A 16,204-nucleotide genomic window follows, 5' to 3' on the forward strand; every position below is an offset into this window, starting at 1 on the left:
CTGTCCTTTCTCGCTAATGGGCTAAAGCCCAAAGTCGAAAGGCACTTCGGCTGTACAGATGTAGAATTGCCATGGGAACAAACAGATAAAGTTGAAGAACTTAAAATAGCTCTTAAAAAATAATAAAAAAAGCGGATTTCCGCTTTTTTTATTTTCAACGAGTAGAATTGCTTTAAATAGAATACTTAATCCTGTAAAATAGAAGTAACAAGAAAAAAGGAGCTCCTATGAAAAAAATAATCACTAAAGATTACGCCACAATGAGTGAACTTGCTGCAGCGATTGTTCTTGATAAGATGATGCTTTCAAAAAGGGTAAATCTTTCGCTTACAGCGGGAAATACCCCTCTTGGAATGTATGAAATTCTTATTGATAAACTCCAAAAAATGAATTTTGATCGCTCAAATATCCATTATTACAATTTTGATGAAGTACCACTTGCTGGTGAACGCTATGGATTAACAATGAGTGCTTTAAAGACAGCTTTTTATGATCGAGTACATATTGATGATGGTAATCTTCATGAATTAAATGCTCAAAATAATCAAGTTTTTGACCAAAAAATCTTACAGGACGGTGGGATTGATTTGATTGTTATGGGGATAGGAGAAGATGGTCATTTTTGTGCAAATATGCCTGGACATACAAGCTTTGAGCGAGAAATTTTTGCTGTTCCATTTGAAGAAGGGGATGAGATTTATCAGTCAATCAAAAATTTGACAGATAAAGAACCGGCTTCTCCTTATGTCACTTTTGGTCCACGAACAGTTCTAGCAAGCAAGCAACTTTTAGTTTTTGCTGACGGAAAAAAGAAAGCAGAGATTATGAAAAAAGTTCTTGAGGGGCCAATCACAGAAGAAATTCCAGCTTCTATTTTACGGACGCATCCAAATGTTACTTTTATTTTGGATGAAGAAGCCGCTGCTTTACTTGAAAATTAGTTGATGAAGACAGTTAGTAAAATAACTGTTTTTATTTATTCGTGAAGGAGGTCAATTTATGATGACATAATTGACTCTAAATTATTCTGAAAGCGTTACACTATCTTTCATTGAATAATGAGCCTTAAAATGATATAATAAATGAGTGTTTTACTATGTAAAATACATTAATTTATAATCAAACTGTGAGTAGAATTTATTGGAATTACTACTGACTTTAGAGGAGACTAATGGACATTATTTCTATCGTTCTCTTGGTCTTATTGGTTGTATTAGTTGTCGCATTTATTTTTTACGCTCAAAATATAAAGAAAAATAAGCAGGATGCTGAATCTCTTTTTAATGAAGCTGAAAATAAAGCAAATGAGGTGATGGCGAATGCTAAACGTGAGGCGGAGTCTTTGAAAATGGAGGCTGAAGCCTTCAAAAAAGAAGCCCGCTACACCCTTCGTGAAGAAGAACAAAAGCAGCGTCGTGAAATCGAAGATGAATTTAAGCAAGAACGTCAGGAGTTAAAGGAGACTGAAAAGCGCCTAAAACAACGTGAAGAAATCTTAGACCGTAAGGATGATACCTTAACGAAAAAAGAAGAAAACTTAGATTCTAAAGAGGAGAACCTCGTTAGAAAAACTGATACGCTCAGTAAGCGAGAAGAACAATTAGCGCATATTGAAGAAAAGAAACGACTAGAATTGGAGCGTATTTCAAATTTGAGCACAGATGATGCTCGTGAAATTATTTTGAGTGAAACTCGAGATGGTTTGACAAAAGAAATGGCTCAAATTATTCGTCAAAGCGAAGAAAAAGCTCAAGTTGAAGCAGATAAGCGAGCTAAAAATATTATCTCACTTGCTATTCAACGCGTTTCATCTGATTCTGTAGCTGAACAAACTGTTTCGGTTGTCAATTTACCAGACGATGGTATGAAAGGTCGGATTATCGGTCGTGAAGGTCGTAATATTCGTACTTTTGAAGCATTGACTGGGATTGATGTCATCATTGATGATACGCCAGAAGCAGTTGTACTTTCAGGATTTGACCCAATTCGTCGTGAAATTGCTCGTATGACTCTTGAACAATTAGTTCAAGATGGCCGAATTCATCCAGCGCGAATTGAAGAGTTGGTTGAGAAAAACCGCAAAGCACTTGATCATAAAATGCGTGAATATGGTGAACAAGCAGCCTTTGAAGTTGGGGCGCATAACTTGCATCCTGACTTGATGAAGATTATGGGACGTTTGCATTTCCGTACTTCATATGGACAAAACGTACTTGATCACTCAGTTGAAGTTGCTCATATTGCTGGTAATTTGGCTGGCGAAATGGGAGAAAATGTGGCACTTGCTAAACGTGCAGGTTTCTTGCATGATATTGGTAAAGCACTTGACCATGAAGTTGAGGGAAGCCACGTTGAAATTGGAACAGAACTTGCGCGTAAGTACAAGGAAAATCCAATTGTCATCAATACAATTGCGAGTCACCACGGTGATACAGAACCTTTGAGTAACATTGCGGTACTTGTTGCAGCGGCTGATGCTTTGTCAGCAGCACGTCCTGGAGCTCGTCGTGAATCAATTGAAAATTACATCAAACGTTTGAAAGACCTTGAAGCAATTTCAACAAGCTTTGAAGGTGTGGAAACAGCTTTTGCCTTGCAAGCTGGACGCGAAATTCGTGTAATGGTTAAACCAGAAAAATTAACGGATGACCAAATTGTGATTTTGGCGCGTGATGTGAAAAATCGAATTGAGGATGAAATGGATTATCCTGGTAATATCAAGATTACTGTTATCCGTGAAACTCGAGCGATTGACTATGCAAAATAAAAAACTGTCTTTTGACAGTTTTTTTGTGTCTTATTACGAAATTATATTTCTTTTTTGTTACAAAAGCTGGTTTTAAGAGCTAGCTTTTGATAGAATGAGTTTAATCGTTGATTAAGAGATGGAATTAGAGATATATCGGAGGAAAAAATGCGTGAGCGTGGTTTATTAATTGTTTTTTCTGGACCTTCTGGTGTTGGAAAAGGAACAGTTCGTGCTAAAATTTTTGAGAGTGAAAACAACTTTGAATATTCAGTGTCAATGACAACGCGTAAGCAACGTCCTGGCGAAGTAGATGGAAAAGATTATTATTTCCGGACACGTGATGAATTTGAAGAAATGATTCGCAATGGTCAGATGCTGGAATATGCTGAATATGTTGGAAATTATTATGGCACACCTTTAACTTATGTCAATCAGACATTGGACGAAGGAAAAGATGTTTTTCTAGAAATTGAAGTGCAAGGTGCGCTTCAAGTGAAGGAAAAAGTTCCAGATGGTGTTTTTGTCTTCTTGACTCCACCAGATTTGGAAGAATTGCGTGGACGTTTAGTTGGACGTGGGACAGATTCGGCTGAAGTCATTGCTTCACGACTTGAAAAAGCAAAAGAAGAAATTCGCTTGATGAGTGAATATGATTATGCCGTCGTTAATGACAAAGTTGAACTTGCTGCCGAACGTGTTAAGAAGATTATTGAAGCTGAACATTACCGTGTGGACCGCGTGATTGAACGCTACGTTCATATGATTGATGATGTGAAAGTTTGATTTAATTGGAAAAATTACTGACAGATTTGTCAGTTTAATGCGAAGGAGCTATCAATTCTACTGATAGTCCTGCCAGAAATGATTAAGTTGATAAATTTTACTGACAGAATTTTATTTTGACGATAACAAGTCTGTCAGTAAAAATAGAATGAAAAGTTTAGAAAATGAGGTAATGAATTATGATGTTAGAACCTTCAATTGACAAGTTATTGGACCAAGTTGATTCAAAATATTCTTTAGTAGTTTTGGAAGCAAAACGTGCGCATGAATTGCGTGATAAAGAACGTCCAACAAAAGAATTTAAAGCTGTAAAAAATACTTTGCGTGCTTTGGAAGAAATTGCTGATGGAACAGTTAAAATTCACCCATCACCTGAATTGAAACGTGAAACTTTAGTTGAAAAACGCGAATTGGAACGTTTGCAAGCTAAGATGAAAGAACAACTCATCAAAGAGCAAATTGCTAAAGAAGAAGCTGAAGAAGAAGCAAAACAAAAAAATAGCCGCGCCGCTAAAGCAGCTGCCGCAGAATAAATTTTTTAAGCGTCAATTGGCGCTTTTTTTATTTCTAAAAGTTACTGACAGCTTTGTCAGTAAGAAACGGATAAGTCAAAAGCAGGAAAAATGCTTTTCTGTTATAATTAAAGATAAGAAAACGGAGGTCAAAAATAAATGAAAATTGCTAAAGTCATCGTTGATGTGCCTCTGATGCAGACGGATAAACCCTTTTCTTACAGCCTTTCAGCTGAATTTGAAAATTTGCTTGAAGTGGGCATGCGGGTTCATGTTCCTTTTGGAAGTGGAAACCGGCTTGTTCAAGGAATTGTCATTGGATTTGAAGATGAAGAACTTGAGCCGTCAGTAAATTTGAAAGGAATTTCTGAACTACTCGACGTTGAGCCAGTCCTAACGGATGAACAGCTCTGGTTGGCAGATGAAATGCGTCATTCAGTATTTTCTTATAAAATTTCATGTCTAAAAGCCATGTTACCTAATCTTTTGAATTCTAATTATGACAAGCTCCTAAAATCGACTGACGGAACTTCTGTCAAATGGTCACAACTGACAGAAGCAGAAAAAATCTCGTCAGCAAAGGCTGTACGTTTGGGTCAGCTGTCAGTAGAATATTTAGCAAAATCTAAAGAAAATAGAAAAACAGAAAAATTCTTATCTATTCCAGATATCGAAAAACTAGCTGAATTTGAAATTGAAAAGAGAGCTAAAAAACGCTTAGAGTTGAAATATTTTCTATTAAGACTTCAAGAAGAAAAAATTGCAGTCAAATCATTAAATTTTTCTTCACAAATCATTAAATTTTTCGTTGAGCATGACCTAGTCAAAATTGAAGAGGTTGAAATTTCGAGGACGAAAGAAAAATTTGAAGATGTGGAAAATGACAGTGCTAAAATTCTCAACTCCGAACAAAATGCAGCTTACGAAAAAATAATTGCATCTTCTGACAAACCATTTTTGTTGGAAGGAATTACTGGTTCAGGTAAAACAGAAGTTTACTTACAGACCATTGACCATTTTCTCAAACTCGGTAAAACAGCAATTATGCTTGTGCCAGAAATTTCTTTGACGCCACAGATTACTAATCGATTTATTGCTCGTTTTGGAGATAAAGTGGCGATTATGCATTCTGGTTTATCTGATGGTGAAAAATATGATGAATGGCGAAAAATTAAATCTGGCAAAGCTCAGGTAGTTGTCGGTGCACGTTCAGCTATTTTTGCACCTGTTGAAAATTTGGGAATTATCATCATTGATGAAGAACATGAAACTTCATATAAGCAAGATTCAAGTCCCCGTTATCATGCAAGAGATATTGCGCTTTTGCGTGCAAAATGGCATGGTGCAAGACTTGTTTTAGGTTCTGCAACGCCAAGTTTAGAAACGCGAGCACGTGCCATGCGCGGAGTTTATGAACTTTTATTACTGACAAAAAGGGCAAATGAAGCAGCAATCCTGCCAGAAATAAAAATCATTGATATGCGCAGTGAAATTTCTGACCAATCTGCTAATTTTTCACAATCTTTACTGACAAAAATAAAAGAAAAAATTGACAAAGATGAACAAGTCATTTTGATGTTGAATCGAAGGGGTTATTCTTCATTTGTCATGTGTCGTGAATGTGGTTTTGTTGTTGATTGTCCCAATTGCGATATTTCCTTGACCCTTCACATGGATACCCGAACTTTGAATTGTCATTATTGTGGTCATGTCGAAGGAATTCCGCAAACTTGTCCTAATTGTCATTCACGAAAAATTCGTTATTACGGTTCAGGAACGCAAAAAGTCGAAGAAGAACTTCGAGAAATCATGCCTGAAGCACGAGTTTTGCGAATGGATGTAGATACGACTCGGACAAAAAATGCTCACGAAAAAATTCTTGAAAAGTTTGGTAATCATGAAGCTGATATCCTCTTAGGAACTCAGATGATTGCCAAAGGTTTAGATTTTCCAAACGTAACCTTAGTGGGTGTCATTAACGCAGATACTGGCCTAAATCTACCTGATTTTAGAGCGAGTGAGCGTTCCTTTGAATTGTTGATGCAGGTGGCTGGACGAGCTGGACGAGCAGATAAAAAAGGTGAAGTATTAATTCAAACTTTCAATCCACATCATTATGCTATTGAAATGACCAAGGCTCAAGATTACGAAAAATTTTATGAAATGGAAATGAGATTTCGTCGTGAACTTTCCTATCCACCTTATTATTTCACCGTTCAAGTGCTTGTTTCTCATCAAGATGAAGAAGTTGCCATTCAAAAATCTTATGAGATCGCTCAATTACTCAAGCAAAATTTGACAGAAAAAGCTAAAATATTAGGGCCAACCGCCAGACCAATTGCCAGAACCCATAACCTTTATCATTATCAAATCTTAGTTAAATATCGTTTTGAAGAAGAATTAGAATCAGCTTTAAATCAAGTGCTTGAATTAACCCAACTTCGGGATAACAAAAATTTACGAGTATTGATTGATAGTGAGCCACAAAATTTTGTATAAAAATTTCCACAGGTGGAAAAGTTAAGAATTTGAAAACAAAAGAAAGTTGGTGTGGAAAATGCAGAAAATCGAACTTTTTCAACAAACAATTGACGCATGGCTGACCAAAGACGTCAAAAAGTTACTGACAGTTCTATCAGAAAATATTATTTATACTGAGTGTTACGGCGCTCAGTATCAAGGAAAAGCTGAAATTGAAAAATGGTTCTGTCAGTGGAATAATCCTGTGGAAAACAAAGTTAAGTCATGGACTGTGGATAAATATTATGTGGATAATGAAACTGGGTTTTTCACATGGACTTTCCACTATGTTTATAAAGGTAAAGAAAATATTTTTGACGGAATTTCTCTTGTTAAATTTTCTGGAAATAAAATTTGTGAAATTCAAGAATTTGAACAAAAACATGAAAAATTTCGGTCATTTTTGAAATGAAATGAGGTAAATATGTTTGAGAAATTCGATTTATTGAAGCATTTTGGAGTCTATGGTGTGGCAATTGATAATGATAAATTACTTGTCATTGAAAAAAATTCAGGTCCCTATCAAAATCGCTATGATTTACCTGGCGGTTCGCAAGAAGTTGGTGAATCAATGGTTGACACATTAGAACGAGAAGTTCTTGAAGAAACAGGCTTTACGGTTCTTGCAAGTACTAATAATCGCCTGTATTCGGCTTGGATTTATGAAAATGACCGTCGAGTTGTCAGTCATCACATTTTCAACCTTTTTGATGTAAAATTAAATAGTGTAGCCAAAAAATTACCACAATTTGTTGCTGACGGAAAAAATGATTCTGACAGAGCAGTCTGGAAGTCGATTAAAAACTTGTCAGTAGAAAATTCATCTCCACTTGTCCTAAAAGTAATTGCCGAAATCAATAATTATCCCCATGTGGATAAAGCTGAAATTTACAGAGATTGGAAGGTCAACTATGGAAGCAAAAATTATCCCAAGCCTTTGGTTTGATAACAATGCCAAAGAAGCAATGAACTATTATGTATCTGTATTTCCAAATTCAAAAATCAAAAACATCGAATATTATCCTGATGAAAAGCTAGATGAGCATTTCGTAGGAATGTCTGGAAAAGTATTAAATGGTGAATTTAGTCTGAATGGCCTTGACTTTATCTGCCTTGATGGCGGTCCAATTTTCAAATTTAATGAAGCAGTTAGTTTTACTGTAACTTGTAAAAATCAAGCCGAAATTGATGATTATTGGTCAAAACTTTCTCATGTTAAAGAAGCCGAACAATGCGGTTGGTGCAAAGATAAATTTGGTATTTCTTGGCAAATTATTCCAGAAAATCTTGGACAGTTAATGGCAAAAGGCGATAAGGCTGTTCAAGTATTAATGAAACAAAAGAAAATTATTATCGAGGAGTTTGAAAAATTATGACAAAAACAAAAATTATCTTTATGGGGACACCACAATTTGCTGCGACCGTTTTAAAAGGTTTGATTGATTCTAATCAATATGAAATTCTAGCAGTAGTGACTCAACCAGACCGTAAGGTTGGTCGGAAACAGGAATTAAGAATGACACCAGTTAAAGAACTTGCCTTAACGGTTAACTTGCCTGTTCTTCAACCAGAAAAACTTTCTGGCTCAGTAGAAATGACTCAAATCATGACGCTCCTTGAATCAGGAGAAGTTGGAATTGTGACTGCCGCCTTTGGACAATTTTTGCCAGGTAAATTATTAGATGTTGCTCAATTTGCAGTCAATACTCATGCTTCTTTACTACCAAAATATCGCGGTGGGGCACCTATTCATTATGCTATTATGAATGGCGAAAAAGAAGCTGGTGTAACCATCATGGAAATGATCCGTAAAATGGATGCCGGTGACATGATTGCTCAAGATTCTACTCCAATTCTTGAGGATGATAATGTTGGCACTATGTTTGAAAAGTTAGCCCTTGTTGGACGTGATTTGTTACTTGAAACATTGCCAAAATACCTGAGTGGCCAATTAAAAGCTCAAGCTCAAAACGAAGATGAAGTAACTTTTAGTCCTAATATTTCGCCAGAAGAAGAAAAAATCGACTGGAATAAATCTGCACGTGAAATTTTCAATAAAGTTCGTGGTATGAATCCATTCCCAGTTGCACATACCACATGGAATGGCGAGCGTTTCAAGATTTATGAAACAAAAGTTGTTGATGATTCTGTCGGTAACTTACAAGCTGGTGAAATTGTGGAAAAAACGAAGAAATCATTAAAAGTTGCCACAGGTGAGGGCTTCCTTGAACTTCTTTTCGTTCAACCAGCCGGTAAACCCAAGATGGATATCGTTAGCTTTCTTAATGGCCTAGGTCAAAAAATACAGGTTGGGGATAAGTTTGGCGACTAAATTTATCCACAATAATAAATTAAAAGTTCTATCATTTTTAATGATAGAACTTTTTTTACATCAAAATATGGTAAATAAGTTAGAGTGTAATAAAAAGAAAGCGAATTACTTTAAAAGTTGCTTGAAGTTTGATATATTAAAAATGTACAGGAACTGTACTAGAAAGAGGTATTTATGATTTGGTCATTAATTGTTGGAGCTATTATTGGTGTAATTGCAGGAGCAATTACAAATAAGGGTAAATCAATGGGATGGATTGCTAATATTTTAGCCGGTCTTGTTGGGTCTTTCGTCGGGCAAGCACTTTTAGGCTCTTGGGGTCCAAGTTTAGCTGGTATGGCACTTATCCCTTCTATTGTTGGTGCTGTCATCGTTGTTGCTGTCGTTTCATTCTTCTTAGGTAGAGCTAACAACTAGATAAAGCAGCAAAAGAGAGGAGGTATCGTGTCAAAAGGAAAAAAATTTATTTTTATTTTGGCTGATTTATTCTTTCTCACCATTCTTATCCCCATATTATGGGATTACTTTAATTATATGAATTTTCGTTGGGAGCTTATGCCCTCATCAGAAATTCCTTACATTGGGAATCATCTTTCCCAATATATATTTATCAGCTCTTCAATTTTAGGAGCATTATTGTTAATTTGTTTGCTGATTCTTATTTTTTATCCAAAAACTTATCAGGAAGTTCTACTAGATGATAAAACAGGAAATCTAACTTTAAAAGTTTCAGCAATCGAAGGATTGGTCAGAGAAATTGTTAGTAACAACGGTTATATCAGAAATCCAAAAATCAATGTGACTTTATATCAAGCCAAAATAAAAATTGATGTTAAAGGAGAAATTATTCCCAGAGTTGAGATTGTCGAAAAAACAAAAGAAATTGAGCAAGAAATTAAAGAAAGTATCCAAAATTTCTTTGGTATAAATTATGACTTAAAATTAAAAATAAAAGTTAGCTCACTTGCTGAAAATAAAAGTTCGACAAGTCGTCGTGTAGAATAAGGAGGTGGAAATGAATCTTTTAGAAAGATATCGCTATCCGATAATTGGAGGAATAGTAGGTTTAATTATAGCTATTTGTATCTTCACAATCGGATTTTGGAAAATGATTCTTCTCTTCTTACTTATTGGCTTAGGAATTTTCGTTGGCCTTTATCTTCAACGAACGGGAATCATTGAACAACTATTAAAGAAAAAATAAGAAAATACTAGGAGGAAATTATGGTACAAGAAAACACAAAAACAGAAGTAACTGAAGTTAAAGGTAGCTTGACTTACGAAGATAAAGTGATTCAAAAAATTGTTGGACTTGCCCTTGAATCTGTCAATGGACTATTGTCTGTCGATGGAGGATTTTTCTCAAATCTGACAGGAAAACTAGTAAATACAGATGATGTTACAGCAGGTGTCGGTGTAGAAGTTGGTAAAAAACAAGTTGCAGTGGACCTAAAAGTAGTCACAGAATACAAGAAGAACGTTCCTGATATCTACCAAAAAATTAAGGATGTCATTCGTAAAGAAGTTTCTGATATGACTGATTTAGAAGTTGTTGAAGTTAATGTTACAGTTGTTGATATTAAAACAAAAGAACAACAAAAAGATGATGAAAAAAGTTTACAAGATCGTGTGGTTGGCGCAGCTCAAACAACAGGGAAATTTACATCTGATCAAGTAGATAAAGTAAAAGAAAAAGTTGATGACATGGGCGATGATGCTCGTGTAAAATAAGAATCAATTTAACAAAAAAACTGACAAGATGTCAGTTTTTTTGTTACTTTCAAGAAAATTTTACTTTAAATAGAAAACGGTTAAGTATTATATATAGTACAAAAGAATCATGAAAAGAGAGTGTTTTAAAGAAATTTAAGGAAAATCATCTGACGAAAGTCATTGACAGTCATTGACTACTAAGGGTATAATAGCTCTATGACAAAAAATGCAAGACAAACCGCACTCGATGTATTGAATGACATTTTTGGCAATGATGCTTATGCCAATATTTCATTGGATCGAAATTTGCGAGATTCTGAACTATCCACAGTTGATAAAGCTTTTGTGACTGCCCTTGTATATGGAGTGGTTTCTAAAAAGGATTTATTAGAGTGGCATATTACTCCCTTCTTGAAAAAAGAACCAAAACCTTGGGCAAAAATGCTCCTATTGCTTACAGTTTATCAAATCTTATTTATGGATAAGGTCCCAACTTCGGCAGCAGTAGATGAAGCAGTCAAAATCGCTAAACGTCGTGATGGTCAAGCGACGGCTAACTTTATCAATGCTGTGTTACGTAATTTCATGCGTTCTGAACATCGAAATGAAGAACCAAAGGATTGGGAAACAAAATATTCAATGCCCAAACTTTTATTGGATAAAATGGTTCGTCAATTTGGTGGAAAAAGAACAGGAGAAATTTTAGAAAGTCTTGAAAAGCCAAGTCACGTTAGCTTACGAAAAATTGACCCAACCGTAGAAATTTCAGGAACTCGTGCTTCTCTACTGACAGAAAGTGCTCTAATTGCTGACAGTGGAAATTTTGCAATGACAGAAGAATTTCAATCTGGCAGAATTACGATTCAAGATGAAACAAGTCAATTAGTTGCCCCTCAACTTGATTTAGAAGGAACAGAAGAAGTTCTTGACGCTTGTGCAGCTCCTGGTGGTAAAAGTACTCATATGGCTCAATATTTAACAAGTGGCCATATCACAGCACTAGATTTATATGATCATAAACTTGATTTAATTAATCAAAATGCAGAGCGTCAACATGTTGCGGATAAAATTACTACTCAAAAAGCCGATGCGACAATGATTTTTGAAGAATTTGGTTCAGATAAATTTGACCGAATTCTTGTGGACGCTCCGTGTTCGGGTATTGGATTAATTCGACGCAAACCAGATATTCGCTATAGAAAAGAAAGTTCGGATTTTGTCGATTTACAAAAAATTCAGCTAGAAATTCTGAACAGCGCCTCGAAAAGCCTGAAAAAAAGTGGTATAATGGTATACAGTACTTGTACAATTTTTGATGAAGAGAACTTTGACGTTGTTCGTCAATTTCTAGAAAGTCATCCTAATTTTGAACAAGTTGAAATTTCTAGCGATAAGGCAGATATGATTAAAGAAGGATGTATTTTTATTACTCCAGAAATGTATCATACAGATGGCTTTTTCATCGCGAAATTTAAGAAAATAGGCGAATAACTGCTGACAAATATTTTTTTTAATTCTGTCAGTAATTTTTAGACCTAAAAATAAAACTTTATTCTTGTTAAGGAGAAAAAGTGGAATACAGTATTTTATCAGATATCGGTTCAAAACGTAGTACTAATCAAGACTATGCCGGTACTTATGTCAACCGTGCAGGTTATCAGCTCTTTTTATTAGCTGATGGCATGGGAGGACACAAAGCAGGTAATGTCGCAAGTAAACTTACCGTAGAAGATCTCGGCAAACTTTGGTCAGAGACATTTTTTGATGCGGGAACACCAGAAGCAACTCTTGAGATTTGGCTAAAAAATCAAGTTCGTAATGAAAATGAAAATATTGCCAGCCTTGGAAAACTTGATGAATACCAAGGAATGGGAACAACTCTTGAAGCCTTGGTTATTAAAGCAGGAATGCTCGTTTCTGCCCATGTAGGTGATAGCCGAACTTATTTAATGCGCGATGGTGAATTAAATAAAATAACCACAGACCATTCTTTAGTTCAAGAGCTTGTAGATGCAGGACAAATTACTGAAGAGGAAGCTGAAGTTCATCCGAATAAAAATATCATTACTCGTTCACTTGGGCAAACTAGTGAAGTTCAAGCAGATATTCAAGTTTTAGAACTTCAAGTTGGGGACATTATTTTGATGAACTCCGATGGGTTAACAAACATGGTTTCAACTACCGAAATTATGGAAGTTTTAGAGCGGGAAGATTTAACTTTAGATAATAAATCTGAAGCTTTAGTTCGTTTAGCCAATGAACATGGAGGTTTGGATAATATTACCGTCGTTTTGATTAAGTATGATGAAACGTCAGAAAGCGAAACACCAACGCAGGAGGTTAGTTGATGATTCAAATCGGTAAAATCTTTGCCGATCGTTATCGGATTATCAAAGAAATCGGACGTGGCGGAATGGCGAACGTTTATCAAGGTGAAGATACTTTTCTTGGTGACCGCTTAGTTGCAATAAAAGTGCTACGTTCAAATTTTGAAAACGATGATATCGCGATTGCTCGTTTTCAGCGAGAAGCATTCGCCATGGCAGAACTTTCACATCCAAATATCGTAGGTATTTCTGATGTTGGTGAATTTGAAAGTCAACAATACATTGTCATGGAATTTGTTGACGGCATGACACTTAAACAATACATCAATCAAAATGCACCTTTAGCCAATGATGAAGCTATTGAAATTATTACTGAAATTTTATCAGCAATGGACATGGCCCATTCACATGGTATTATTCACCGGGATTTAAAACCACAAAATGTTTTAGTTTCCAGTAGTGGAACTGTAAAAGTAACGGATTTTGGAATTGCGAAAGCACTCTCTGAAACTTCACTTACTCAAACAAATACAATGTTTGGTTCGGTTCATTATTTATCACCAGAGCAAGCGCGTGGTTCAAATGCAACTGTTCAATCAGATATTTATGCGATTGGAATTATTTTATTTGAACTTTTAACAGGTCAAATTCCATTTGATGGAGATTCTGCAGTTGCTATCGCTCTAAAACATTTCCAAGAGAGTATTCCAAGCATCATCAATCTCAATCCAGAAGTTCCGCAAGCTTTGGAAAATGTTGTCATTAAAGCTACAGCGAAAGATATTAAAAATCGCTATACTGATGTAGAAGAAATGATGACTGATGTGGCAACTTCAACGAGTCTTGACCGTCGTGGGGAAGAAAAATTAGTTTTCAATAAGGACCATGATGAAACAAAAATTATGCCTGCCAATCTAATTAATCCTTATGACACCAAGCCTCTGATTGATAAAAAAGAAGATAATGATTCACAAACAGATGAAAAAGCTGCAAGCTCAGAAGTAGTAAATAAAAACAAAAAATCTAAAAAAGGCTTGATTATTGGTCTTATTATCCTTCTTTTAGTTGTTGGCGGTGCTACTTTGGCTTGGGTTGTCTCAACACCAACTAATGTTAAGATACCTAATGTGACAAACTCGACGCTTGACCAAGCAAAAAGCAAAATTAAAGATGCAAAACTAAAAGTGGGAACAGTTCATAAACAACAAAGTTCAACGATTGCTGAAGGAAAAGTTATCAAGACTGATCCAACTAGTGGAACAACCGTGAGATCTAATAGCTCCGTTGATATTTATGTTTCTACGGGAAATGAAGATATCATCAAAATGAAGGACTTTGTCGGTGAAAAGATTGATGAGGCGATGGCAACATTACTTAAGGATTATGGTATTGATGAAAGCCAAGTCACTCAAACTTCCGTTCCTAGTGATTCTTACCCAGCAGGTACAATCATTAAACAAAGCCCTAAAAAAGGTTCTAGTTTTGATACCAAAGGGAGTGAAAAAATTACCTTTGAAGTTTCAAGTGGAAAACAAGTTGAAGTTCCGGATTATAAACCGAACGGTCAATATATGACTTATTCACAGTATCAAGCTGCCTTAAAAGCTGCAGGATTCACTAATATTACACTAGACCCTCAAGCAACAACGAATCAACAAGCTGATGGTTATGTTTACTCAGTGTATCCAAATGTAGGGACATCTGTTGATCCAACTCAAGAAATTGTAGTCACTTATAGCGTCTATACTGCTCCAAGTTCAAGTTCAACAACTTCTGAATCAACTACGACGTCTGAAACTTCATCAAGTACAACTTCAAGTACTTCAAGCTCTACAACAAGTCAGCCGTCAACAGATAACAACAATAGCAGCAAAGAATCTTCAACAACGTCATCAAGTAGTTGAGAAAAATAAACTAGGAATCTCGTGTTCCTAGTTTTTTGATAAACAAGTTAACTTGCAAGAGACTTGTAAAATTAGGCAAAAAAGTGTATCATGGTAGAGTAGTTTTTTACAACCCGTTCTTGGTTTCATGCTTGCCAAGCTGTCACTCGGACTGGGCAATACAAATAAAGGAGAAAAACTCATGGCAATTTCAAAAGAAAAAAAACAAGAAATCATCGCTCAATACGCTCGTAAAGAAGGCGATACTGGTTCACCTGAAGTACAAATCGCTGTATTGACTTGGGAAATTAACCACCTTAACGACCACATCAAATCTCATAAAAAAGACCACGCAACACAACGTGGTTTGATGAAAAAAATCGGTCACCGTCGTAACCTTCTTGGATACCTTCGTGAAAAAGACGTTCAACGTTACCGTGAGCTTATCGCTTCATTGGGACTTCGTCGTTAATAAAAAAATGCCATATGGCATTTTTTATTTTATAAAATAAAAACTAAAAGGAGCATTTTCCTTCTAGTTTTTTTATTTTTAAAGATTTTTTTCTTTTTCAATAGTAGCACTAATAGCATCAATAACTGTTCCGATAAAATGGTTTTGTTCTAAACTTACCACACCAGCGACAGTAGTTCCACCAGGACTTGAGACTTTATCGACTAATGACCAAGGATTTTCACCACTTTGGAGAATCATTTCAGCTGAAGCGCGAACCGTTTCGGCAACAATTGCTGTGGCTTGATCTTTAGGAATACCATGCAATACACCGGCACGTGCCATGGCATCAATGAACATATAAATAAAAGCAGGGCTTGAACCGGCAATTGCTGCAAATGTTGAAAAATCTTTTTCAGCAATTTCATGGACAGAACCAGTTGATTTAAAAATTTCTTGAACTGTAGCATAAGCAGAATCATCAACAAATTCATTTTTGACAATGGCTGATGTTGACTGACCGATTTGTGCATTGATATTTGGCATCACTCGGATGATCGGTTGATTTTCTGAATCAGCCAGATGTTTCAAGTCAGATAAAGTGAGCCCCGCTGCAATTGAAATTAATGTTTTGTCTTTAGTTAAATGATTGATTAATTTACTTAAAACAGAGGGAAGTACTTGAGGTTTAACTGATAGAATGATAAAATCAGATTCTTGAACGAGTTCTTCATGATTACTTGCAGCCGTAACATTAAGAGTTTCCGCTTGATTTTGAGTTTTTGTTAAATTGTGTCCGGAAATAATGATTTTGAATTTATTTTTGTCAAGTCCAGAAATAATAGCTGTTGCCATTTTTCCAACTCCAATAAAACCTATTGTTTTCATAAATAAAATCCCTTCTTTTCTTTTCGTCCATTTTATCATAAAAAGT

Annotated in this window: 18 protein-coding genes; 17 read left to right on the forward strand and 1 reads right to left on the reverse strand. The window is 35.6% G+C overall.

The features are described from left to right. Window positions 1-227 precede the first annotated feature (227 nt). From IAE51_RS07730 to rpsO, 17 genes are all read left to right on the forward strand, one after another. On the forward strand, window positions 228-941 hold the full coding sequence (locus IAE51_RS07730; RefSeq protein ID WP_003131466.1) for a glucosamine-6-phosphate deaminase: 714 nt from the start codon (window positions 228-230) through the stop codon (window positions 939-941). Window positions 942-1,171: 230 nt separating this feature from the next. Beyond that, complete coding sequence (gene rny, locus IAE51_RS07735) at window positions 1,172-2,767, forward strand: ribonuclease Y (RefSeq protein WP_003131467.1); 1,596 nt, start codon at window positions 1,172-1,174, stop codon at window positions 2,765-2,767. A gap of 147 nt (window positions 2,768-2,914) precedes the next feature. Further along, window positions 2,915-3,532: a guanylate kinase gene (gene gmk / locus IAE51_RS07740; protein ID WP_003131468.1), complete on the forward strand. Its 618-nt coding sequence runs from the start codon at window positions 2,915-2,917 to the stop codon at window positions 3,530-3,532. Between the two features lie 179 nt (window positions 3,533-3,711). Further along, the gene (rpoZ, locus tag IAE51_RS07745; protein WP_010906189.1) at window positions 3,712-4,065 is read left to right on the forward strand and encodes a DNA-directed RNA polymerase subunit omega; all 354 of its coding nucleotides are present in this window, start codon (window positions 3,712-3,714) and stop codon (window positions 4,063-4,065) included. A gap of 138 nt (window positions 4,066-4,203) precedes the next feature. Continuing rightward, the gene (locus IAE51_RS07750) at window positions 4,204-6,543 is read left to right on the forward strand and encodes a primosomal protein N' (protein WP_058204016.1); all 2,340 of its coding nucleotides are present in this window, start codon (window positions 4,204-4,206) and stop codon (window positions 6,541-6,543) included. Window positions 6,544-6,601: 58 nt separating this feature from the next. Beyond that, entirely contained in the window at window positions 6,602-6,976 is a 375-nt protein-coding gene (locus tag IAE51_RS07755) for a nuclear transport factor 2 family protein (protein ID WP_200095116.1), read from the forward strand. Window positions 6,977-6,988: 12 nt separating this feature from the next. Further along, complete coding sequence (locus IAE51_RS07760) at window positions 6,989-7,510, forward strand: NUDIX hydrolase (protein WP_047206832.1); 522 nt, start codon at window positions 6,989-6,991, stop codon at window positions 7,508-7,510. Continuing rightward, a complete protein-coding gene (locus IAE51_RS07765; protein ID WP_012898447.1) occupies window positions 7,476-7,940 on the forward strand; it encodes a VOC family protein in 465 nt (154 codons plus the stop codon). The genes IAE51_RS07760 and IAE51_RS07765 overlap by 35 nt, the downstream gene beginning before the upstream one ends. Continuing rightward, window positions 7,937-8,896, forward strand: coding sequence for a methionyl-tRNA formyltransferase (fmt, locus tag IAE51_RS07770; RefSeq protein WP_033899823.1), 960 nt, complete (start codon window positions 7,937-7,939; stop codon window positions 8,894-8,896). Before IAE51_RS07765 ends, fmt begins: the two co-directional genes overlap by 4 nt. Before the next feature lie 174 nt (window positions 8,897-9,070). Next, window positions 9,071-9,313: a GlsB/YeaQ/YmgE family stress response membrane protein gene (locus tag IAE51_RS07775; RefSeq protein ID WP_003131476.1), complete on the forward strand. Its 243-nt coding sequence runs from the start codon at window positions 9,071-9,073 to the stop codon at window positions 9,311-9,313. A gap of 27 nt (window positions 9,314-9,340) precedes the next feature. Next, window positions 9,341-9,901, forward strand: a complete 561-nt coding sequence (gene amaP / locus IAE51_RS07780) for an alkaline shock response membrane anchor protein AmaP (RefSeq protein WP_010906186.1) — start codon at window positions 9,341-9,343, stop codon at window positions 9,899-9,901. Between the two features lie 10 nt (window positions 9,902-9,911). Next, a complete protein-coding gene (locus IAE51_RS07785) occupies window positions 9,912-10,100 on the forward strand; it encodes a DUF2273 domain-containing protein (protein WP_012898445.1) in 189 nt (62 codons plus the stop codon). Between the two features lie 20 nt (window positions 10,101-10,120). Beyond that, window positions 10,121-10,627, forward strand: coding sequence for an Asp23/Gls24 family envelope stress response protein (locus IAE51_RS07790; RefSeq protein ID WP_012898444.1), 507 nt, complete (start codon window positions 10,121-10,123; stop codon window positions 10,625-10,627). A gap of 198 nt (window positions 10,628-10,825) precedes the next feature. Beyond that, window positions 10,826-12,100, forward strand: a complete 1,275-nt coding sequence (rsmB, locus tag IAE51_RS07795) for a 16S rRNA (cytosine(967)-C(5))-methyltransferase RsmB (protein ID WP_014570715.1) — start codon at window positions 10,826-10,828, stop codon at window positions 12,098-12,100. An 80-nt stretch (window positions 12,101-12,180) separates the two neighbouring features. Continuing rightward, window positions 12,181-12,957: a Stp1/IreP family PP2C-type Ser/Thr phosphatase gene (locus tag IAE51_RS07800; protein WP_003130802.1), complete on the forward strand. Its 777-nt coding sequence runs from the start codon at window positions 12,181-12,183 to the stop codon at window positions 12,955-12,957. After that, complete coding sequence (pknB, locus tag IAE51_RS07805; protein WP_058211607.1) at window positions 12,957-14,840, forward strand: Stk1 family PASTA domain-containing Ser/Thr kinase; 1,884 nt, start codon at window positions 12,957-12,959, stop codon at window positions 14,838-14,840. The genes IAE51_RS07800 and pknB overlap by 1 nt, the downstream gene beginning before the upstream one ends. Before the next feature lie 181 nt (window positions 14,841-15,021). Then, a complete protein-coding gene (gene rpsO / locus IAE51_RS07810; protein WP_015427039.1) occupies window positions 15,022-15,291 on the forward strand; it encodes a 30S ribosomal protein S15 in 270 nt (89 codons plus the stop codon). Window positions 15,292-15,369: 78 nt separating this feature from the next. Here rpsO and proC read toward each other — a convergent pair whose 3' ends face one another. Further along, a complete protein-coding gene (proC, locus tag IAE51_RS07815) occupies window positions 15,370-16,158 on the reverse strand; it encodes a pyrroline-5-carboxylate reductase (RefSeq protein WP_033899830.1) in 789 nt (262 codons plus the stop codon). Window positions 16,159-16,204 lie beyond the last annotated feature (46 nt).

Origin of the sequence: Lactococcus sp. S64 (assembly GCF_016516525.1) — a bacterium.
Lineage (GTDB): Bacteria > Bacillota > Bacilli > Lactobacillales > Streptococcaceae > Lactococcus > Lactococcus lactis.

Coding starts and splice junctions, on each gene's coding strand:
- IAE51_RS07730 (WP_003131466.1), top strand. CDS start 228: ATGAAAAAAATAATCACTAAAGATTACGCCACAATGAGTGAACTTGCT.
- rny (WP_003131467.1), top strand. CDS start 1,172: ATGGACATTATTTCTATCGTTCTCTTGGTCTTATTGGTTGTATTAGTT.
- gmk (WP_003131468.1), top strand. CDS start 2,915: ATGCGTGAGCGTGGTTTATTAATTGTTTTTTCTGGACCTTCTGGTGTT.
- rpoZ (WP_010906189.1), top strand. CDS start 3,712: ATGATGTTAGAACCTTCAATTGACAAGTTATTGGACCAAGTTGATTCA.
- IAE51_RS07750 (WP_058204016.1), top strand. CDS start 4,204: ATGAAAATTGCTAAAGTCATCGTTGATGTGCCTCTGATGCAGACGGAT.
- IAE51_RS07755 (WP_200095116.1), top strand. CDS start 6,602: ATGCAGAAAATCGAACTTTTTCAACAAACAATTGACGCATGGCTGACC.
- IAE51_RS07760 (WP_047206832.1), top strand. CDS start 6,989: ATGTTTGAGAAATTCGATTTATTGAAGCATTTTGGAGTCTATGGTGTG.
- IAE51_RS07765 (WP_012898447.1), top strand. CDS start 7,476: ATGGAAGCAAAAATTATCCCAAGCCTTTGGTTTGATAACAATGCCAAA.
- fmt (WP_033899823.1), top strand. CDS start 7,937: ATGACAAAAACAAAAATTATCTTTATGGGGACACCACAATTTGCTGCG.
- IAE51_RS07775 (WP_003131476.1), top strand. CDS start 9,071: ATGATTTGGTCATTAATTGTTGGAGCTATTATTGGTGTAATTGCAGGA.
- IAE51_RS07785 (WP_012898445.1), top strand. CDS start 9,912: ATGAATCTTTTAGAAAGATATCGCTATCCGATAATTGGAGGAATAGTA.
- IAE51_RS07790 (WP_012898444.1), top strand. CDS start 10,121: ATGGTACAAGAAAACACAAAAACAGAAGTAACTGAAGTTAAAGGTAGC.
- rsmB (WP_014570715.1), top strand. CDS start 10,826: ATGACAAAAAATGCAAGACAAACCGCACTCGATGTATTGAATGACATT.
- pknB (WP_058211607.1), top strand. CDS start 12,957: ATGATTCAAATCGGTAAAATCTTTGCCGATCGTTATCGGATTATCAAA.
- rpsO (WP_015427039.1), top strand. CDS start 15,022: ATGGCAATTTCAAAAGAAAAAAAACAAGAAATCATCGCTCAATACGCT.
- proC (WP_033899830.1), bottom strand. CDS start 16,158: ATGAAAACAATAGGTTTTATTGGAGTTGGAAAAATGGCAACAGCTATT.